The following is a 20,886-nucleotide window of genomic DNA, read 5'->3' on the forward strand; positions in this document are numbered from 1 at the left end:
ACGATGGGTGCCCGGCGCGCGTACCAGGCGCTGGTCGACAGCGGGACGGAGCTGGTCACAGCCGTCCCGGACTCCCTGCTGGCGCCCCTGCACCGGTACGCCGCCGCGCACGACGACGTGGAGTACCTCCAGGTCTGCGACGAGGCGACGGCGGTGGGGATCGCCGCCGGCGCCCGCCTGGCGGGTCGCCGGAGCCTGGTGCTGATGGAGAACTCCGGGCTGCGGCGGGCCTGCGAGACCCTGGCCCGCTTCGCGCTCAGCCACCGGCTGCACACCGTGCTGCTGCTGGCCCGCCGGGGCGCCTTCGGGGAGGCCAACTGGTGGGGCCTGCCGCACGAGGAGACCATGCACCCGCACCTGCGGATGCTGTCGGCGCCCACGGCGGAGGTCGACTCGGTGCGCGACCTCCCCGACCTGCTCCGGCGGGCGTACGCCATGCTCGACACCGGGCAGCGCACGGTCGCGCTGGTGGCGAACCCGCCGTTCGTCGCGGAACTGCGGGGCCGGTAGTGCGCACCGCCGACTTCCTCGCCGCCCTGCTCGACCGGCTGCCGCCGCCCACGCTGCTCGTCTCCGCCCTCGGGCGCACCAGCGAGGAGCTGTACCGGCTCGCGCCGGACCGGACGCTGGTCACCGACACCATGGGTGACGTGGCGGCGCTCTCCGTCGGGGTGGCCCTCGGCGCCCGCCCGCTGCCCGTCGCGGGCGTCGACACCGACGGCAGCTTCCTGATGAACCTCTCGGTGCTGACCGCGCTGGGCGCGCGACTGCCCACGCTCGACAACCACACCCTGGTGATCGTCGACAACGGACGCTACGAGTCCGCCGGGGGGATGCCGAGCCGCCTGGTCGGGCTGGACTGGCACCACCTGTTCCGCGCGGTGGGCCTGACCGCGCTCGCCGTCCACACGCCGGCCGACCTGCCCCGGCGGCTGCCGCAGCCCGGCCTGGTCGTGCTCGGGCACGTCACCAACGACGACCCCGCACCGGACGCCACGAAACCGGTCGACGGGGTGGAGTCGGCGTACCTGGTCGAGAAGTACCTCGCCCGCCAGCGCGGGGCGGCGTACCGGCGACCGGCGGTGAAGACATGAGACTCCTGCACGCCGCCGACGGCGGCGCCCTGTACGAGCGCCCGCACCCGGGACCGGCCCGCGTGCTGCTCTGTTCGACCGCACCGTCCCGACGGCTGCTGACCGATCCCGTGGTCACCGGTGGCGCGTACCGCCGCCTGACCCGGTCGGCGGTGACGGCGGCGCTCACGCTGTTCCGCGCCGACCCCGCCGGGGAGCGGGTGCTCGCCGCCGACCGGGTGTCGGTGGTCACCATCCTCCGGGGCGGGCTCAGCTTCGCCGTCGAGGAGGCCGTCGAGAGCGCCGGCGCGACGGCGGCCGACGTCAGCTTCGTGGGCACCGAACGGTCCCCGGACGCGCCCGTGACGATCGCGTACGAGCGCTGGGAGCTCGGCGGCGGTCCGGTGCTCGCCGGCGACATCCTGGCCACCGGCGGCACGGTGACGGCGGTGCTGGACCGCCTCCGGACGGCCGCCGGCCCGGGCCGGCAGCCCGGTGCCGTCGTGCTGGTGGTGATCGGCTCGGCGGCCGGCGTCGACGCCGTGCAGCGGTACCTCGCCGACCTGGACGCCGCCGAGCGACCACAGGTCACGATCGTCCTGCTCGAAGCCCTGTTCGCGCTGCCGGCGCCCGGCGCCGCAGCGCCCTTCCCCCGGTTCTCCTTCGACCTGCTCCGGTCGGCGGCCGGCGCCACGCCCGAGTACGAGGCGGCCCGCCTGGGCTGCCTCGGCAGCCTCTTCGAGCGCTGCGCCGTCTACGACGGCGGGGTACGGGCGTTCACCCCCGGCGCCCACCTCGACGAACGGTCCGCCTGGTGGGCGACGGTGCTGCGCCGGGACGTCCCGCTGGCGGTGCTCGCCGCGCAGACCGCCGGCCTGTCGGCGTACGCGCATCCGCCGTCGCGGTGGCGTCGGCACCTACCCTGGGCCTCGCAATCCGGCGTGGACCTGGACCTCGTCCACGACCTCGGCGCCCGCGCGTTGCGCTACGCCGAGACGACCCCCACCGCCGACTACGTGCACGACCGGCTCGCCAGAGGACACCCACCATGACGACGCACCTGATCGACAAGATCGCCTGGATCCACCTCGCCGACGGACGGGTGCTCTCCACCCGGTCGCACGGCCGCGACCGCTACTACCTCCCCGGCGGCAAGCGGGAGGCGGGCGAGAGCGACCTCGACACGCTGGTCCGCGAGGCGAAGGAGGAACTGACCGTCGACCTCGACCCGTTCACCGCCACCTTCCTCGGCGAGTTCCGCGCCCAGGCCGACGCGCACCCGGACGGGATCGAGGTGCGGATGCGCTGTTACGAGTCCGCCTACCAGGGCCGTATCCAGGCCTCGGCCGAGATCGCCGAGGTGGTCTGGCTGACCTACGCGGACCGGCACCTGACCTCACCCGTCGACCAGATCATCTTCGACCACCTGCACGACCAGGGACGCCTCTAGACCCGCACCGCCGCGAGCCCGACCCCCCGGGCTCGCGGCCCACCCCCGCCGGAGGTAGACGTGACCATCGCCGATTGGCTCGAGCAGAACATCACCACCGACAAGCGCGCCCTCGACTGGTACACCGGGCCCGAGTGCGAGCCGCGGATCGTGCGCGCGTACAAGGAACTGCTCAGCGGCTACGAGATCGACACCTCCAAGATCCTCAAGACGACCTGCGTGGTGGAGGAGGAGCACACCGGCACGGTCGAGATCCACGACATCAACTACTTCTCGATCTGCGCGCACCACTTCCTGCCCTTCTTCGGCAAGGTGGACATCACCTACGTCCCCGGCCAGCGGATCCTCGGGCTGGGCAAGTTCCCCCGGTTGGTGCAGGCGTTCAGCAAGCGGTTCCAGATCCAGGAGTACCTGGTCAAGGACGTCGCACTGGAGATCATGAGCAGCGGTGGCGCGCGGGCCGTCCGGGTCAGCTCGACCGGTCGGCACATGTGCATGTGCAGTCGCGGCCCGGCGGACCAGACGGTGCTCACCGACACCACCTTCGTCGCCGGGGACGCCACCCTGCTGGCCGAGTACGGCGCGCCGCGCCCGGTCGTCCGACGCGGCTGAGCGGCCCCGCGCCCCCGCCGCCCCACCGCGCCCCGCCGTCGCGGGTCGTGACCGTGAACCCCGTGCCGCCGCTTCCGGGAGGCCAGAGCATGCCTGTCCAGACGTCCAGACTCTTCGCATCAGCGCTGCACGAACTCCGTTCCACCCGGACCCCGCAGGCGGCGTTCAGCCCGAACGCCCACCTGCTGCTGCGGGAGCGGTACCTGACCCGGGACGCCGACGGGCAGGTCACCGAGACCCCGGAGGCGATGCTGCGGCGGGTGGCGGGGGCCCTGGCCCGCGCCGAGCAGGCCGACGCCGCCGGACCCTGGGCGTCGGCGTTCTACGAGGTGATGGCCCGCCTGGAATTCCACCCGGGCAGCCGGACCCTGGCCAACGCCGGCACCGACCAGCCGCAACTGGCCAACTGTTTCGTCCTGCCGGTGGAGGACTCGCAGGCCAGCGTGCTGCGGACCTTCGCCGAGTCGTCGATGGTGAAGAGCTACGGCGGCGGCTGCGGCTTCAACTACTCCAACGTCCGCCCGCGCGGGGACAAGGTCCGGGGCACCGCCGGGCTCGCCGTCGGCCCGGTCGCCCTGCTCAAACTCTTCGACGACGCCACCAAGCTGTTCCGGCAGCGCGGCCGGTACGAGAGCGGCAACATGGCCATCCTCGACGTCGACCACCCGGACGTGCTGGAGTTCGTGGCGGCCAAGCGGATGGACGGCTGGCTGAGCATGACGAACATCTCGCTGGGGGTGACCGACGCCTTCATGCGGGCCGTCGAGGCCGACGCCGGGTGGACCCTGGTCAACCCCCGGACCGGCGCCGCCGTGCGGACCCTGCCGGCGCGGGAACTCTTCACCGCCGCGTGCGAGCTGGCCTGCGAGACGGGTGACCCGGGGCTGATCTTCCTCGACAACATGAACCGGACCAACCCGCTGCGCGACAGCATGGGCGACATCGTCGCCACCAACCCCTGCGGCGAGATCGGGCTCTACCCCTACGAGGCCTGCAACCTCGGGTACGTGAACCTGCCCCGGCTGCTGCTGCCGGCGGACCGCCGGGACGGCTCGCACCTGTTCGACCTGGACCGGCTGCGGGTGGTCATGGCCGCCGGGGTACGGATGATCGACAACGCCATCTCCGCGTCGTGGTTCCCGGTCCCGGAGATCCGCGAGGCGGTCCGCGGCAACCGGCGGATCGGGATCGGGGTCACCGGCTGGGCGGAGAGCCTGGCGCTGGCCGGCGTCCCGTACGACTCGGAGGAGGCGCTCGCGCACGCCACGGTGCTGGCCCGGTCGATGCGGGAGTTCGCGTACGACGCCTCGGTCGCGCTGGCCGGGGAGCGGGGGCCGTTCCCCAACGTGCACCGGTCGGTGTGGAAGGACGCCGAGGAGCAGCCCCGCAACGTGGCGCTGCTCGCCATGCCGCCGAGCGGGAACAACGCCGTCATCTTCGACACCAGCTTCAGCATCGAGCCGTTCTTCGCGATGTCCTACACGCAGCGGGTGTTCGGCGGCCGGCAGATCAGCTCGGTCAACCGGCTGCTGCTGCGGGAACTCGCCGCGTACGGGGTCGACGAGGCGGCCCTGCTGTCGGAGATCGCCGACAACGGCGGCGGCGTGCAGGGGCTGGCCCGGGTGCCGGCGCACATCCAGCGGATCTACAAGACCGCGCACGACATCGCCCCGACGTGGCACGTCCGGATGCAGGCGGCCTTCCAGGAGCACGTGGACAACGCCGTCACCAAGACGGTGAACCTGCCGCACACCGCGACGGCCGAGCAGGTCGCCGCCCTGTACCAGCAGGCGTGGCGGCTGGGCTGCAAGGGGATCACCGTCTACCGGGACACCTCCCGGGCGGACCAGGCGATCGAGGCGACCCGGCCCGCGCCGGCGACCACGGCCCCGCCAACGGCCACGGCCGTACCGGTGGCCACGGCGGACGCGGTGAGCTGCGACCCGGCGGACGGCGCCTGCGCCGTCTGCGAGTGACCGCACCGAGGTCCGTCACCGGGCGCCGCGCGCCCGCGTCCACCCCTGCCACGGAAACGGAGTTTCAGTGAGCCGCGATCTCTGGGAACGGGAGTACGTCACCCACTCCATCTCGTCGTCGACGAACACCAGGCCGTCGCACGGCGCGGACTTCCTGCGCCGGCACCTGCCGAGCATCGCGCGGGTCGCCGGACCGCCGCGCCTGCTCGACCTGGGTTGCGGCGGTGGCCGCAACGCCGCCGTGCTCGCCGAGACCGGGCTGGCCATCGTCGGCATGGACTTCGCCCACCGGCCGCTGCTGGCGGCCCGGACCCGCCTCGGTCCCGGGCCGGCGCGGCTGGTCCAGGCGTCGATGAAGGCGTCGCTGCCGTTCCGGACCGGCGCGTTCAGCCTGGTGACCGCCTTCACCAGTCTGGAGAACGTGACCGAGGACGACCGGCTCCGGGCGCTCGGCCGGGAGGTGCGGCGGGTGTTGTGCCCCGGCGGGCTGTTCTTCGCGTACTTCCTCACCCCGGAGGACGGCTACTACCTGCCCCTGATCGACCGCGACCGGGACGGCCGCAACCTCACCTTCGACCCGGTCACCGACCTGCGCCAGCGGGTGTACCAGGTGGCGGAGCTCTCCGCGCTCTTCGCGCCCTCCTTCACGCTGGTGGCCTCCGACCGGTTCGACTTCCCCGACGTCCGCTCCGGCGGCGTGCACCAGCGGCGACTGGCGACCGCGCTCTGGCAGCGCCGCCCCGGGGCGGACGGACCGGCATGACGACGGTGGTGCTCGGCTCCGGCTCGCCGTCGCGGCTCGGCCTGTTGCGCCGGGCGGGTCTGGACCCGGTGGTGCGGACCAGCGGCGTGGACGAGACCCCCCTGCTGGGCGAGACACCCGTGCGGTTGACCCGGCGGCTGGCCCACGCGAAGGCCAGCACCGTCGCGGCCGGCGTCGCGGACGCCCTCGTCATCGGCTGCGACTCGGTGCTGGAGTTCGAGGGCGTCGCGTACGGCAAGCCGCACCGGCCGGACGTGGCGCTGGACCTGTGGCGGCGGATCTCGGGACGGACGGCGGTCTTCCACACCGGACACTGCGTCGTCGACACCCGGACCGGGCGTACCGTCGCCGAGGTCTGCTCCACCGACGTCCGCTTCGCACGGGTGACCGAGGAGGACGTGGCGGCCTACGTCGCCACCGGCGAGCCGCTGCAGATGGCCGGCGCGTTCGCCATCGCGGGGCGGGGCGGCTGGTTCGTGGAGCACGTGGCGGGCCACCCGTCGAACCTGGAGGGACTGTCGTTGCCCGTCCTCTGGCGTCTCCTGCACCGGCTGGACGTCCGCGCGGTCCGGCTCTGGCGGTGACCGCGCGGACCGGGGGCGACGGGTCGGCGGCCCGCCCGTCCCGGACGCCCGGTGCCGGCGGCACGGCGGCACCGTCCCGGCTGGTCGTGGTCGGCGACGTGACCACCGACGTCGTCGCCGTCCTGGCGGCTCCGCTGGCCTTCGGCTCGGACACCCCCGGCGCCATCCGGACGCTGCCCGGCGGGCAGGGCGCGAACACCGCCGCCTGGCTGGCCTGGCTCGGCCGGCGGGTCACCCTCGTCGGCGCGGTCGGCGACGACGACGCGGGGCGGGACCGGCTGCGGGAACTGACGGCGGCCGGGGTGGCGTGCGCGGTGCGCCGCTGTCCCGGGGTGCCGACCGGTGTCGTGCTCGTGCTGTCCCAGGCGCGGGAGCGGACGATGGTGTCGCAGCGGGGCGCCAACCTCTGCCTCGACGGTGACGACGTCGCCGACGTCCTCACCACGGCCACCGACGCCGGCCACCTGCACCTGTCCGGATACCCGCTGCTGGACGCCCCGTCCCGGCCGGGCGGGTTGCGGGCCCTCGACGAGGCCCGCCGACGGGGCCTGACCACCAGCGTGGACGCCGCCTCCGCCCACCCGCTGCGCGGGGCCGGGCCGGAGCGTTTCCTGACCTGGGTCACCGGGGTCGACGTCCTGCTGGCCAACGCCGACGAGGCGGCGGTCCTCACCGGTACGGCCGATCCCGGCGAGGCGGTCCGGCACCTGACCCGGATCGCCCGGCACGCCGTGGTGAAGCTCGGCCGCGACGGGGCGCTCTGGGGCGAGGGCGGCGGGCGGCTGCACCACGCCGACGCGCCGAGGGTGCCCGTCGTGGACAGCACCGGGGCGGGTGACGCCTTCGCGGCCGGGCTCCTCGCCGCCTGGGTCGACGGCGCCCCGCCACCGGAGGCGGTACGTCACGGCTGCGCCCTCGGCTCCCGGGCCGTCACCACGGTCGGCGGCCGGCCGACGCCGACCGCCCCGGGCGCGTGGCCGGGGGACGCTGCGCGGGCCGGTACGGGCGGCCCCCGGTGGACCGGTCGGGCCGGTACCCCGGTCGTCGCCGACCACGCGGCCGACCCGCCACCGTGAGGGTCGGTGACGGTCGTCGCGTCCCCGCCCGCACCGGGCGCGGGCGGCGCGGCGGGGCGGCTCAGGCGGCGGCCGGGTGGGGGTCCGACGCCCCGGCGGAGCGGCCCGGGACGCCGCCGAGCAGCACGGCCGCCTCGCGCAGCGCGTCGTCGAGCGGCTGGGGACGCAGGCCGAAGGTGGTGGTGGCCGCCGTGGAGTCCATCACGAACGGCCGCGCGAACTGGTACGCCGTGGTCTGCAACTCGCGCAGCATCGGGGAGAACAGGCCGGCGGCGCGGACGATCACGGCGGGCAGGGTGGCGAGCTTCGGCGCGGGCGCCCCCACCGCCCGGGTGAAGCGGGTGGCGAGTTCCCGGATCGTCACCGGCGCCTCGCTGGGCACGTGCCAGGCGCGGTTCCACGCCCGCCGGTCGGTGGCGGCGGTGACCAGCATCGCCGCCATGTCGTTGACCGAGGTCCAGGTGTGCGGCACGTCGAGCGGGGCGGGGACGGCAGCCCGGCGTCCGGCGAGCAGCGGCTTCCCCAGCACGAAGCTGACGATCGACTGCGCCTGGAGGTAGTCGCTGCCGCGCACCTCGGTGACGGCGTGGATGCGGCCGGCGCGCTGGGCGGCGAGGGCGTCGCGCCACATGTCGGCACGCATCCGCAGCTTGGGGTGGGTGGCGGCGAGCGGGGTCTGCTCGGTCATCGGGCCGGTGACCGCGCCGTACCCGTAGAGGCAGCCGGCGATCACCAGCGGGGCGCCGGAGCGCTCGGCGGCGGTGAGCAGCGCGGCGGCCATCGGCGGCCAGTCGGTGAGCCAGCGGTGGTAGGCCGGGTTGAGGCAGTTGTAGACGGCGGTGGCGTCGGCGGCGAGGTCGCCGAGCCGGGCGGCGTCGGTGGCGTCGGCGGCGACGCGCTCGACCCGGGGGTGGTGCGGGCCCCGGCCGGAGCGGCTGACGATGCGGACCTGCTCGCCCCGCTCGGCGAGCTGACGCGCGGTGGTCGAGCCGACCAGGCCGGCGCCGACGATCAGGTGAACACCCACGGGGGCTCCTCTCCTCACGAGAGCGGTGCTCTCTTGTGAGAACCATGCTCGCTCATTCGCCTCCGATCGTCAAGAGCAGTGCTCTCGTTTGTGTGCAAGACTCTCGGACATGCCTGCCGCCAACATCCGGGCCCGGGCCCGGGCCGAGATGGTCACCGAGATCAAGACGATCGCCCGCCGCCACCTGGCGGCCGAGGGGGCGAACCTGTCGCTGCGCGCCGTCGCGCGGGACATGGGGATGGTCTCCTCGGCGATCTACCGCTACTTCCCCAGCCGCGACGACCTGCTCACCGCGCTGATCGTCGACGGCTACCAGGCCCTCGGCGACGCCGCCGAGGGCGCCGACGCGGCGGTCACCGACCGGGCCGACCTGCGCGGCCGGTGGCTCGCCGTCTGCCACGCGGTACGCCGCTGGGCGCTGGCCCACCCGGCCGAGTACGCGCTGCTCTTCGGCAGCCCGGTGCCCGGCTACGCCGCCCCGCAGGAGACCACCGTGCAGGCGGCCCGCACCCCGGCCACCCTGATCGGGATCCTCCTCGACGGCTTCACCACCGGCGTCCTGCCCGACCCCGGCCCCGGCGACCTCCCCGACCCGGTCCGGGCCGACCTCGCCGTTCTCCGCGACGCCCTCTCCACCGGGCTCCCCGAGGCCCTGCTGGCCCGGGGCGCCACCGGGTGGATCCACTGCTTCGGCGCCGTCAGCTTCGAGATCTTCGGCCAGCTCAACGGCGTGTTCGAGGCGCGGGAGGAGTACTTCGACCACCAGATGCGCCGACTGGCCGACCAGATCGGCCTGCCCTGAGCGACCGTCGCCCACCGGGACCGACGGCCCGCCGAGCCGCCGGGCGGTCGACACCCGCGCCGCCCGGCGCCCGCCGGCCGGCGGCGGCGCCTGTTCACCCCTGGCCGGGCTCGTCCACGGCCGACGCCGGGCCGTCGAGCAGCGCGGCACCGGGGTCGGCGACCGCGCGGCGCAGCCGGTGCTGGTAGTCGGCCACCCAGCCGGTGACCGTGTCGGCGTCGAACAGCGCCGTCGCGTACTCCACCACCAGCGACATGCCCCCGTCGGGCGCGGACGTCACCTGCCACGTCTGGTCGGCGCGGGCCCCGGCCAGCAGGACGTCCTCGGCCGGAGCCGGCTCCAGGCCGGGCAGGCGCAGCAGCGGCGTCGCCAGGTCGAGCACGGCGAGGTACACCCTGGGCGGGCGGCCGGTGAACTCGCCGCCCAGCGCCTCGCTGAGCACCGGCAGCGGCACCGACTGCATCGCCAGCATCTGCCAGGTCGCGGCGGCCGTCCGGTCGACCAGGTCGTCGAAGGAGGCCGCGCCACGGACCGGGACGACCAGCCAGTGCACGTGCGCCACCCCACCGACCAGGTCGGCGAAGCGCGGATCGGCACGGTTGGCCACCGGCACGGTCAGCGTGACGCTCGGCTGACCGGTCAGGTCGTGCAGGAACGCCGCGAACGCGGCGGCGAAGACGACGAACGGCGTCACGCCCCGCCGGACCGCGTAGTCGTTCGCGGCGGCGAGCAGGTCGGCGGGGATCGACACGGTGACGAACGCCCCGGCGGTGAGGGTGGCCGACGGGCGGGGACGGTCGGTGGGCAGCCGGATCGGCGCGGCCTCGGCCCGGACCCGGTCCGCCCAGCGCCGGATCAGGTCACGGGTGCGCGGATCGGCGAGGAAGGACTGCTCCCAGCGGCTGAAGTCGACGAAGTCCGCCGCCAGGACCGGCAGGTCGGCGGGCTGCCCGGTGACCACGGCGGAGTACAGCGCGCCCAGGTCACGCACGAGCACGTCGACGCCCCAGCCGTCGATGACGCCGTGGTGCATCGCCAGCGCCAGTTCGTGGCGCTCCCCCGGTCCCGCCGGGTCGACCACCCGCACCAGCAGGGCCCGGAACGAGGGTTCGCGCTCCAGGTCGAACGGCTCCGCCGCCCACCCCTCGATCGTCGCGTCGAGCCGCTCCGGGCTCACCTCGCGTACCGGCAGGGCCACCGGGCCGAGGGCGAGCATCTCCTGGAGGACCACGTCGTCACGGACGGCGTACCGGGTGCGCAGCACGGCCTGCCGGTCGACCAGGTCGGTCAGGGCCCGCCGCAGCGCCGCCTCGTCCAGGTCTCCGCGCAGCGCGAACCGGATCGCCACGGTGAGGGTCTGCGGCTCGTCGCTGCCCACCGTCATGCGGAACTGCCGTGCCTGGCCGACGCTCGCCGGGGCGGTCCGCACCACCTCGCCGGTCGACACCGCCCCGGTTCCGCCCCGGTCCCGGTTCCCGTTCCGGTCCACGGCAGGCTCGGGGGCATCGGACCCGGGGGCCGCGAGTCGGCGGGCCAGCGCCCGTACCGTCGGGTCGCGGAGGAAGTCGACGACCTCCACCGTCCGACCCAGGTCGGTGGTGATCCGGTTCAGCAGCCGCAGCGCCGTCAGCGAGGTGCCGCCGAGCTGGAAGAAGGTCGCCTCGACGCTGAACTCGTCGACGCCCAGCTCGGCCCGCCACAGGTCGTGCAGCCGCCGTTCCAGCTCGGTCGCCGGCGCCACCCGGGTCCCGGAGGCCGTACGGGCGCTGCGGTCCGGTTCGGGCAGGCCCTCCCGGTCCAGCTTGCCGCTGTCGCGCAGCGGCAGCTCCGGCAGCAGGACGCAGACCGTCGGCACCAGGTGCTCCGGCAGCCGGCCGGCCAGCTCCCGCAGCAACCGGTCGGCGTCCACCTCCGGGTGGGCGGGCACCACGTACCCGGCGAGGTACGCCTCGTCGTGCTCGTCGCGCCAGGCCCGGACGGCGGCCTCCCGGACGCCGTCGAGCTGCCGCAGGTGGTGTTCCGCCTCGGCCGGCTCCACCCGGAAGCCCCGGATCTGCACCTGGGCGTCAATGCGGTGCAGGAACTCCAACTGCCCGTCCGACCGCCACCGGACCACGTCGCCGGTGCGGAACGTCGGCCCGTCCTCGGCGTGCCGCCCGAAGCGCCGCGCCGTCTCCGCCGGCTCCCCCAGGTAGCCGAGCCCCACCTGGGCCCCGCCGAGGTGCAGCTCGCCCGGCACGCCCACCGGCACCGGCCGGCCGGCCGCGTCGAGCACCCGGACCCAGGTCCCCGGCACCGGGCGACCGATGGGCGGCACGGCACCGTCCGCCGGGGTCAGGTGCGCCCAGGTGGAGGCGACGGCCGCCTCGGTCGGGCCGTAGAGGTTCGTCACCTGGAAGGGCAGCTCCGGCCGGGCCTGCCGGCGGAGCCGGTCGCCGCCGACGACCAGGTGTCGCAGCGCGCACCGCCCGTCCACCGGCCAGTCCAGGTCGATCAGCAGCTCCCCCATCGGCGTCGGCATCATCGCCACGGTCACCCCGGTCCCGATCAGCCAGTCCCGCAGCCGCGCCGGGTCGAACCGCGCCTCCTCCGGCACCACGCAGAGCGTCGCCCCGGCCCACAGCGCCGGCCAGACCTCGACGCAGGAGGCGTCGAAGCCGGGGCTGCAGAACCAGCTCAGCCGGTCGTCGGCGGTGATGCCCAGCGCCCGCACGTACCAGGCGACGGTGTTCGCGATCGCCCGGTGCGGGATCACGCACCCCTTCGGCAGGCCGGTCGAGCCGGAGGTGAACAGGACGTACGCCACGTCGTCGAGGGCCGGCCGGGCATCCGGGACGCCGTCCGGGTCCGCCGGCTCCAGCCGGTCCACCAGCACGGTCGGCACGGACCCCGACAGCGCCGCCTGCGCCGAGCTCGACACCACGGCGGCGACCTGCGCCTGGCGGAGGATCGCGGTCAGCCGGGCCGCCGGCTGGTCCGGTGCCAGCGGCACGTACCCGGCACCGGCGACCAGCACGCCGAGCATCCCCGCCACGGCGTCGGCGCCGCGCGGCAGATGGACCGCCACGAGCTGGCCGGGACCGACCCCGGCGGCGCGCAGCGCCGCCGCCACCGCCCCGGCCCGGTCGCGCAGCCGCGCCCCCGCCAGCCGGCCGTCGTGGTCCAGCACCGCCGCCTGGTCAAGGGACGGGACCGCCGACAGCGGGCGGTCCGCGCCGGCCGCCGCCGGGCCACCGTCCTGCCAGCCGGCGATGCGCTCCCGCTCGTCGTCGGTGAGCCGGGGCAGCGCGGCCACCGGCAGGTCCGGCTGCTCGGTACCGGCCCTCAGCAGCAGCGTCAGCCGGTCCAGGACCCGCGCCGCGGTGGCCGGGTCGAACAGGTCGCGGGCGAAGTTGAGCTGGCAGTCGACCGTCTCGGCCCGGCTGGTGAGGAACAGCGTGAGGTCGAACGGCGCCCGCTCCACGGCCGCGTCCAGCAGGTCGACGCGGACCCCGGGAAGGTCCATCTCGAAGACCGCGCCGTTGTCGAACTCGATGACCACGTCGAAGATCGGGTGCCGCCCGGCGTCGGGCTGGCCGCCCAGGGCCTGGACGATCCGGGGCAGCGGGACGTCCCGGTGCTCCTGCGCGTCCAGCAGCATCGTCCGGACCCCGCGCACCAGCTCGCCGAAGCCGCGCTCGGGTGCCACGTCGACGCGCAACGGCAGGGTGTTGACGTACATCCCGACCGCGTCCTCGGTGCCGGGCGGCCGGTGCGCGACCGGGGTGCCGAGCACCACCTCGCGCCGGCCGGCCAGGTCGCTGAGCACCACGGCGAACGCGGCCAGCAGCACCATGAACGGGGTGGCCCGCTGCGCGCGGGCGAACCGGCGCACCCGCCGGGTCAGGTCGGCGTCGAGTTCCCCGGCGGCGACCCCGCCGGCCCCGGTGGGCAGGTCCGGCCGGGGCCGGTCGGTCGGCAGGTCCAGCCGGGGCGGGAGCGGGTCGAGCTGCCCGGTCCAGTACGCCAGGTGCGCGCGGACGGCGTCGTCGTCGGCCTCGGGGACCACCGGCGGCCAGGCCGGCGCCGGCGGCAGCCCGGCGGGCCGGCCCTCGACCGCCGCCCGGTAGCCGGCGGCGATCTCGCGGCTGATCAGTTGCGCCGAGACGGTGTCGATGACCAGGTGGTGCATCCGCAGCACGAGCAGGTGCCGGTCGGCCGAGAGCCGGACCAGCCGGGGCGCGAACAGCGGCCCGGCGGCCAGGTCGAAACGGTGCGCGTTCTCCTCCCTCAGCACCGCGGCCACCGCCTCGTCGAGGTCGGCGTCGGTGGCGGTCACCGCCAGGTCCAGCGCGGCGGGCGGGCACGCCACCTGGCGTGGTTCACCGTCGACCTCGCGGACGACCGAGCGCAGCGCCGGATGCCGGTGCACGACCAGTTCCAGGGCGGCGCGCAGCGCCGCCACGTCGAGCGGCCCGGTCAGCCGGACCACCTTCGTCTCGGTGTACGTCGGGCGGCCCGGCAGCATCCGCTCGGCGAACCAGACCTCCCGCTGCGACGCCGACAGCGGCGCCTCCGCCGGGACTGCCGCGGGGGCGGGTGCCGCCGGGGCCGCAGCGGCGGCGGTGGCGGGGCGCAGCAGCGCGCCCAGCTCCTCGATGCCCGGCAGGCCGGCCAGCATCCGCTGCGGTGGCAGGCCGAAGTCGACGAAGCAGCCGATCTCGTCCACGCCGAGCGCGGTGACCCGCTCCACCACGGACAGGGCGTCCGCCGGGCTGCCGATCAGCGCCCGGTCGGCGGTGTAGCGGGCGTAGGCCCGGCGCAGCAGGAACTCGACGTCCTCCTCGGCGGTGTGCTCCAGGTCGATGGTCACCCCGAGACTGTTGGTCACCTGCCCGAACAGGGCCAGCGACGAGCGCAGGTAGTCGCAGAACGGCCCGAACGCCTCCGTACGGGCCCGCTCGGTGTCGTCGCCGAGGTAGGTGTGCAGGAGCAGGACGACCCGCCCCGCCGCCGGGTCGAGGCCGTGCTCGGCGCGGGCGGCCCGGTACAGGGCGATGTTCTCGCCGAGCTGCTCGACGCTCTGGGACATCAGGTTGGTGACGATCCCCAGGTCGGCGGCGGCGGCCCGCCGGTAGCTGTCCGGGTTGCCGACCACGGCGACGAACATCGGCGGTACCGGCTGCACCGGGCGGGGGAAGAGCCGGATCTCGACCGGGTCGCCGTTGCCGGCGGTACGGGTGAGCGCCCCGCCCTGCCACAGCGTCCGGATCTGGTCGACCGCCTCGTACATCGTCTCCCGGTGCCGGCCGTATACCTGCGGGGCGAGCACGAAGTCCCGGGCGTGCCAGCCGGAGGCGCAGCCGATCCCGACCCGCCCGCCCGACAGGTTGTCCACCACCGACCACTCCTCGGCGACCCGGATCGGGTCGTGCAGCGGCAGCACCGCGCAGCCGGCGTGGATGCGTACCCGGCTGGTCCGGGCCGCCACGGCGGCGGCGAGCACGGACGGGTTGGGGAAGATCCCGCCGAACGAGTCGAAGTGCCGCTCCGGCAGCCACACCGCGTGCAGGCCCCGGCTGTCGGCGAAGGACGCCGCCGCCAGCACCGCCGCGTACCGGTCCTCGACCCGCTCCTGCGGGTAGTCGCCGAAGAAGTACAGGCTGAGATCCGGGACGGCCACCGAGCGCGCCCCGGCGGGGGGCGAACCGACGGCGGGGACGGACGGGGTGAACGCGGACGGGGCGGGGGACGCCGCGACGGGCACCGGCGGGGCGGCGGCCGGCAGGACGGCGGTCCCCGTGGCGGCGGTCGGCGGGGCGGTGGCCGGGGCGACGGTGCGGACGGGCTCGGGGCGGGGCGCCGGCCGGACCGGGGACGGTGCCGGTGGCGGTGCCTGCCCGCCGGGGAAGAAGCCGCCCCGGCGCAGGTCGTACAGCGACTCGCGGACGGCGTCGATCACCAGGTCCACGTCGGCGTCGGTGTGCGCGTCGGAGAGGAAGAAGTTGCGCCACTCCCAGACGTGCACGCCGGCCAGCAGCAGGTGGTTGAAGAGCAGGTTCAGGTCGGTCGGAGAGGCGAACCGGAACAGCGAGCCGAAGTGGTTCACCCGGAGCGGGAAGTCCTCCGCGACGCAGAAGGCGTTGACCGTGTCGGCCAGCCGCGTGGTGGTGCGGTTGAGCCCCTCCTGCATCGCGGGCCCGCGTCGGCGCAGCTCGGTCAGCACCGCCCGCGCCGCGACCATGGAGACCGGGTGCTGGATGTAGGTACCGCCGAAGAAGGTGGTGTCCTGCGGCGGGACGCTGTCGTCGCCGTACCGCCAGAAGCCGCCGTCGACCCAGGCCATGATGTCGGCGCGGCCGGCGACCGCCCCGATCGGGAAGCCGCCCCCGATCACCTTGCCGTACGTCGCCAGGTCGGCGCGGACCCCGAAGACACCCTGCGCGCCCTGCGGGTGCGGGCGGAACCCGGTGAGCATCTCGTCGAAGAGCAGCACCATGCCGTACCGGTCGCAGAGACGGCGCAGCTCGTGGACGAACTCGACGGGCTGACGGTCGGGGTGACGGCTCTGCACGGGCTCCACCACCACGGCGGCGATCCGGTCGGCGTGCTCCCGGATGACGTCCAGGCTCTGCGCGACGCCGTACGGCAGCACCCGGATGTCGGCCACGGCCGAGGCGGGTACCCCGGCGGAGACCGGGGTGGTGCGCCACGTTCCGCCCTCCCGCACGCCCCGGCCCAGGACCGGGTCGAAGTGCCCGTGGTAGGAGCCGTCGAAGGTGACGACGAGATCCCGCCCGGTGTACGCGCGGGCCAGCCGGAAGGCCGCCGAGTTGGCCTCCGTACCGGTGGTGGAGAAGGCGGCGCGGTCCATCCCGGTCAGCTCGCACAGCAGCCGCGCGGCGTCCCCGGCCTCCTCGCCGCGCGGCCCCAGCCGCAGCCCGTCGGCGAGGTGCGCGGCGATGGCGGAGGTGAGGAACTCCGGCTCGTGGCCGAAGATCAGCGCGCCGAAGCCCATCGTGATGTCCACGTAGGTGTTGCCGTCGACGTCCTCCAGGTGGGCGCCCCGGGCCCGCCGCGCGGTCAGCGGGTAGAGCATCTCCTTGGTCGCCCGGCGGAAGCCGACCACCGCGCGGCTGTCGGCCAGCCAGGGCCGGTGGTGCTGGGTCAGTTCCTTGGACCGTCGCGTCCGCTCGCCGTACCGCCGGACGAGGTCGTCGAAGTGCGCCCGCTGGCGGTCGTCCAGCTTGCCGCCACCGGCGCCGCCGCTGACCCGCAGTGGTCGGGGGCCGAGCTGCGCGGGCCCGCCGTCCGCCGGGCTCCCGCCGTTCGCGGGCACCGCCGCCGGTACCGGCACGTCCGCGTGCTCCGCCGCCGGCCCGGTCCCCGTCGGCGCGCTCCCAGTCGGCACGCTCCCGACCGGCCCAGCCCCGACCGGCCCAGCCCCGGCCGGCACGGCGGGGACCTGAGCCGGCGACCCGTTGGGTACCGGCCCGGCGGAGACCGGCCCGGCGGAGACCGGCCCGGCGGGCGACGGTAGGCCGCCCGGTGCGGGTGCGGCCGGGGCCGACGGGGCGGTGGGCGCGGGTCCGGCGGAGAGCGCGGTGAGCTGGTGGTTCATCAGGTCGGCGAACCGGCCCATCAGGTCGAGCTGGGCGCGGATCACCTCGGCGGCGGGCTGCGCCGCCCCGGTCGTGGCGGGCCCCGGCGCAGGGGCGACGGCGGCGACGTCCGGCGCGCCGCCCGCCGTCGCCGGTGCCAGCGGCGACGGGACGGCCCCGGTGGGCGGCCCCGCCAGGGTGGACAGGTGCGAGCCGTTGCCGGCCGGCGCGCCGCCCGACCCGACCGCCCCCGCCGGGTGCGCCACCGCTGCCGGGTGGGCGACCGCCGCCGGCCAGCCGACGAGGGACCGGTCAACGAAGGACCGGTCGACGCCGGAGCCGCCGACGCCGGGCCGGTCGGTGACGGGTTGGTCGACGCCGTGCCCGTTGACGCCGGGCCGGTCGGTCGCGGGCCCGGGGACGCCGGTGCGGTCGGTGGCGGGCCCGGCGGGGCCCGGTGGGGTGACGTCCTGCTCGGCGGTGGCCGGCGGGGACGCGACGGTCTCCGGCGCCGAGACCGCCGTCAGGGCGGCGAGCCGTTCCGGCGTCATCCGCTCCACCACCACCGTGCTGAGCTGCTGCGGGGTGTCGAACTCCTCGAAGAGTTCGCGCATCGTCACCCGGATCTCGTACGTCGTCTCCAGCTCGCGCAGCAGGTTGATCATCAGCAGCGAGTCGGCCCCGAGATCGAAGAAGGCGGCGTCGGGCGCGACCCGTTCCGGCTGCTCGTCGAGGTGGCGGGCGGTGAGTTCACGGACCTGCCGCAACACGATGTCGGCGGCGGCGTTCGCCGGGGCGGCCGGGGACATCCTGGGCGTACCTCCGGGGTCAGGGGTGTGGGGTGACCGGCCCGCCGCCGACGGTGGCGGGGTGGCCCAGTGCCGGGTGGGCTGGAACGGATAGGTGGGCAACGGGATCCGGCGGCCGGTCGGCGCGAGCGCGGCCCAGTCCACCGGCACGCCCCGGCCGTACAGGGTGGCCAGCGCCGCCAGCACGGCCTCGGCCCGGTCGCCCCGGGCCCGCTGGGTCGGCACCCAGGTGGTACCCGGCCACTGCCGGCCCAGCGCGGTCAGCGTGGCGTCCGGTCCGATCTCGACGAAGGTCGTGCAGCCGTCGGCGACGAGCCCCTCGACGCCCGCGTGGTAGTCGGCCCGGTGCCGGGTCTGCCGGCGGACGTGGTCGGCGCCGAGCAGCGTCCCCGGGGCCAGGCGTGCGCCGGCCAGGCTGCTGACCAGCGAGGTCCGCAACGGCTGCCAGCCCAGCGTCGCGGCCTGCGCGCCGAGTTCGTCCAGCACCGGCGTCATCAGGGCGGAGTGGAACGCCCGCTGCACCGCCAGCGGGCGGTGGTCGATCCCGGCGGCCCGCAACGCCTGCCCGGCCCGCCGGACCGCGTCCGGGACGCCGGCCAGCACGTACCGGCGCGGCCCGTTGCGGACCACCACCTCGACCTCCGGCACCTGGTCCAGCACCGGTGCCAGGGCCGACTCGTCGGCGAGAACCGCCAGGGCCGCCCCCTCGGGGGTACGGCGCTGCATGAGCTGACCGCGTACCGCCGCGAGGTGCAGCCCGTCGTCGACCGGGAGCGCGCCGGCCAGGCAGAGCGCCGCGTACTCGCCGGCGCTGTGGCCGATGATCACGTCCGGCCGAACCCCGACCGACTCGAGCAGCCGGCCGAGCGCCACCTGCACCGCGTAGAGCGCCGGCTGGACCGTGCCGGTCGTCCACTCGTGCGGCTCGCCGCGCAGCGCGGCGAGCAGGTCGACCCCCCACGTCCGCCGGTACTGCCCCGCGCACCGTTCCAGCACCTCGCGCGCGGGTTCGTAGGCCAGCAGGCCGGCGGCGGCGCCGGCCAGGTCGCTGCCCTGCCCGGAGCAGGCGAGGACGACCGGTCCGGGACCGGCGCCGGGCACGGTTCCCGCCACCGCGCCGGGCACGGTGCCCGACACCGCGCCGGGCAGGTCGGTCGCCGCCGACCGGCGCAGCGCCTCCGCCGCCCCGGCCGGCGTGTCCGCCCAGACCACGAGCCGGTGCCGCAACGCCCGCCGTCCCGCGCCGAGGGTGACCAGCACGTCGTCGGGCCGGGGCGGGGTGGCCGAGGCCAGCCGGTCGGCGACCCGGTCGGCCAGCTGGCGCAGCGCCGTCGGGTGCTGCGCGGAGAGCGGTACCACGGTCGGCCCGGCCGGGGGCCGGGGGCGGGCGGTCGCCGGTGCGGGCGGCTCCTCCACCAGGACGTGGGCGTTGGTGCCGCCGACGCCGAGCGAGGAGACACCGGCCCGGCGGGGTCCGGGCTGGGTCCAGTCCCGCGCCACGGTCGGCAGGGTGAACGGCCCCTCGTCCAGGCGCAGCTCGGCGTTGGGGCGGCGCAGCCCGGCCACCGGCGGAATCCGGCCGTCCCGCACCACCAGGAGCGCCTTGATCAGACCGGCCATCCCGGCGCAGGTGTCGAGGTGGCCGATGTTCGCCTTGACCGCGCCGAGCGGCAGCGGCCGGTCCCGCCCGCCGAAGACGGTCCGCAGCGCCTCGACCTCGATCGGGTCGCCGATCCGGGTGCCGGTGCCGTGCGTCTCGACGTACCCGATCGAGCCGGCGTCGACCCCGGCCTGGGCCAGGGCGGCGCGGATGACGTCGGCGTGCCCGGTGACGCTGGGCGCCGTGTAGCCGGTCTTGGTGGCGCCGTCGTTGTTGACCGCCGAGCCGATGATCACGCCGTACACCGGGTCGCCGTCGGCGATCGCGTCGTCGAGGCGTTTGAGCAGCACCGCCGCGACCCCGTTGCCCCCGACGGTGCCGTCGGCCCCCTCGTCGAACGCCCGGCAGACCCCGGTGCGGGACAGGATCGAGCCCTCCTCGTACCGGTAGCCGGCGGCCCGGGGCACGTGCACCGCCGCCGCGCCGGCCAGCGCCAGGTCGGTCTCCCCGGCCAGCAGCGCCCGGACCGCCAGGTGCACCGCGACGAGCGAGGTGGAGCAGGCGGTCTGCACGCTGATCGCGGGCCCGGTCAGCCCGAGCCGGTACGCCACCCGGGTGGCCAGGAAGTCGGGCTGGTTGCCGATGGTCACCTGCAGGGCCGCCACCTGGTCGGCGGGGTCGGTGTCGACGAGCCGGTCCAGCAGGTAGCTGCGCAGCGAGTAGAGGTGCATGCCGGCGCCGGCGTACACGCCGACCCGCCGGTCGGTGCCCGCGTACCCGCCGTCCTCCAGCGCCTCGAGGCAGACCTGGAGGAAGAGCCGTTGCTGCGGGTCGATCAGCGCCGCCTCCCGGGCGCTCACGCCGAACAGTTCGGCGTCGAAGCCCTCGATGTCGTCGAGCGCGCCGCTGACCGGTACGAACGCGGGGTCGTCCACGAGGGCCTCGGGCAGCCCGGCGGCGAGCAGTTCGTCCCGGGTGAACCGGCGGACGTCGACCCGGCCGGCGAGCAGGTTCCGCCAGTACCGGTCGATCGTGTCGGCCCCGGGCAGCCGGGCCGCGAGGCCGATCACGGCGATCCGCTGCCCACCCGGTATCCCGGTCGCCCCGGTCGCCGGCCCGGCCCCGGCGGACGCGGCGAACCGCTCGCCGAGGTGCCGCGCGAGGGCGGCGGGGGTGCCGTGGGTGAAGAGCGTGGTCTGCGGGAACTCCCGGCCGAGTGCCTGTTGGAGCAGGGTGTGCAGGCGCAGCAGGCGCACCGAGTCCAGGCCGGCGTCGTGGAAGGCGGTGTGCTCGTCCACCCCGCCGGGGACGGTCTGGCGCAGCGCCTGCCGGACGGCGTGGGCGACACCGACCGGGTCCAGGCCGGTGCCGGCCGGCGTGGCCGAGGTCGCCCCGGTGGGCCGCTCGGCGCGGGCCGCCGGCCCGCCCGTACCGTCGTCGGCCGCGCCGCCACCATCGGGGGCGACCGGTCCGGGATCGGCGACGACCGGCACCGGCGTGCCGAAGGCGTCGGTCAGCGCCGCCCCGCCGGTGG

General features: G+C 75.8%; 12 protein-coding genes. 10 read left to right on the plus strand and 2 right to left on the minus strand.

Going from position 1 to position 20,886, the window contains the following annotated elements; translation table 11 throughout:
* Positions 1–3 precede the first annotated feature (3 nt).
* The 9 genes from AWW66_RS10460 (at position 4) to AWW66_RS10500 (ending at position 7,534) form a co-directional block, all read left to right on the plus strand.
* Positions 4–510 (plus strand): thiamine pyrophosphate-binding protein, encoded by a 507-nt coding sequence (locus AWW66_RS10460; RefSeq protein WP_067363414.1) that lies wholly within the window; start codon positions 4–6, stop codon positions 508–510.
* Positions 510–1,094 (plus strand): thiamine pyrophosphate-dependent enzyme, encoded by a 585-nt coding sequence (locus tag AWW66_RS10465; protein ID WP_067363417.1) that lies wholly within the window; start codon positions 510–512, stop codon positions 1,092–1,094. The genes AWW66_RS10460 and AWW66_RS10465 overlap by 1 nt, the downstream gene beginning before the upstream one ends.
* Positions 1,091–2,125, plus strand: a complete 1,035-nt coding sequence (locus AWW66_RS10470) for a type I phosphoribosyltransferase (RefSeq protein ID WP_067363420.1) — start codon at positions 1,091–1,093, stop codon at positions 2,123–2,125. Before AWW66_RS10465 ends, AWW66_RS10470 begins: the two co-directional genes overlap by 4 nt.
* Positions 2,122–2,523, plus strand: coding sequence for an NUDIX hydrolase (locus tag AWW66_RS10475; protein WP_067363423.1), 402 nt, complete (start codon positions 2,122–2,124; stop codon positions 2,521–2,523). The genes AWW66_RS10470 and AWW66_RS10475 overlap by 4 nt, the downstream gene beginning before the upstream one ends.
* Before the next feature lie 60 nt (positions 2,524–2,583).
* Positions 2,584–3,135 (plus strand): GTP cyclohydrolase I, encoded by a 552-nt coding sequence (gene folE / locus AWW66_RS10480; RefSeq protein WP_067363425.1) that lies wholly within the window; start codon positions 2,584–2,586, stop codon positions 3,133–3,135.
* A gap of 89 nt (positions 3,136–3,224) precedes the next feature.
* Positions 3,225–5,111 (plus strand): adenosylcobalamin-dependent ribonucleoside-diphosphate reductase, encoded by a 1,887-nt coding sequence (locus AWW66_RS10485; protein ID WP_067363428.1) that lies wholly within the window; start codon positions 3,225–3,227, stop codon positions 5,109–5,111.
* Positions 5,112–5,178: 67 nt separating this feature from the next.
* Positions 5,179–5,874 (plus strand): class I SAM-dependent methyltransferase, encoded by a 696-nt coding sequence (locus AWW66_RS10490; RefSeq protein ID WP_067363431.1) that lies wholly within the window; start codon positions 5,179–5,181, stop codon positions 5,872–5,874.
* Entirely contained in the window at positions 5,871–6,458 is a 588-nt protein-coding gene (locus AWW66_RS10495) for a Maf family protein (RefSeq protein ID WP_067363433.1), read from the plus strand. Before AWW66_RS10490 ends, AWW66_RS10495 begins: the two co-directional genes overlap by 4 nt.
* An 80-nt stretch (positions 6,459–6,538) precedes the next feature.
* Positions 6,539–7,534, plus strand: a complete 996-nt coding sequence (locus AWW66_RS10500) for a carbohydrate kinase family protein (protein WP_157527355.1) — start codon at positions 6,539–6,541, stop codon at positions 7,532–7,534.
* 61 nt (positions 7,535–7,595) lie between these two features.
* Here the strand turns inward: AWW66_RS10500 and AWW66_RS10505 are convergent, their stop codons facing one another.
* The gene (locus AWW66_RS10505; RefSeq protein WP_067363440.1) at positions 7,596–8,561 is read right to left on the minus strand and encodes an NAD-dependent epimerase/dehydratase family protein; all 966 of its coding nucleotides are present in this window, start codon (positions 8,559–8,561) and stop codon (positions 7,596–7,598) included.
* Positions 8,562–8,670: 109 nt separating this feature from the next.
* Between AWW66_RS10505 and AWW66_RS10510 the strand changes: the two genes are divergently transcribed.
* Positions 8,671–9,363, plus strand: a complete 693-nt coding sequence (locus AWW66_RS10510; protein ID WP_067363443.1) for a TetR/AcrR family transcriptional regulator — start codon at positions 8,671–8,673, stop codon at positions 9,361–9,363.
* A gap of 94 nt (positions 9,364–9,457) precedes the next feature.
* On the opposite strand, the gene AWW66_RS34835 is transcribed toward AWW66_RS10510, so the two are convergent.
* On the minus strand, positions 9,458–20,845 hold the full coding sequence (locus AWW66_RS34835; RefSeq protein WP_211271906.1) for a non-ribosomal peptide synthetase/type I polyketide synthase: 11,388 nt from the start codon (positions 20,843–20,845) through the stop codon (positions 9,458–9,460).
* Between the last annotated feature and the right edge of the window lie 41 nt (positions 20,846–20,886).

The organism is Micromonospora rosaria (genome assembly GCF_001567585.1).
In the GTDB taxonomy this organism is placed as follows: domain Bacteria; phylum Actinomycetota; class Actinomycetes; order Mycobacteriales; family Micromonosporaceae; genus Micromonospora; species Micromonospora rosaria.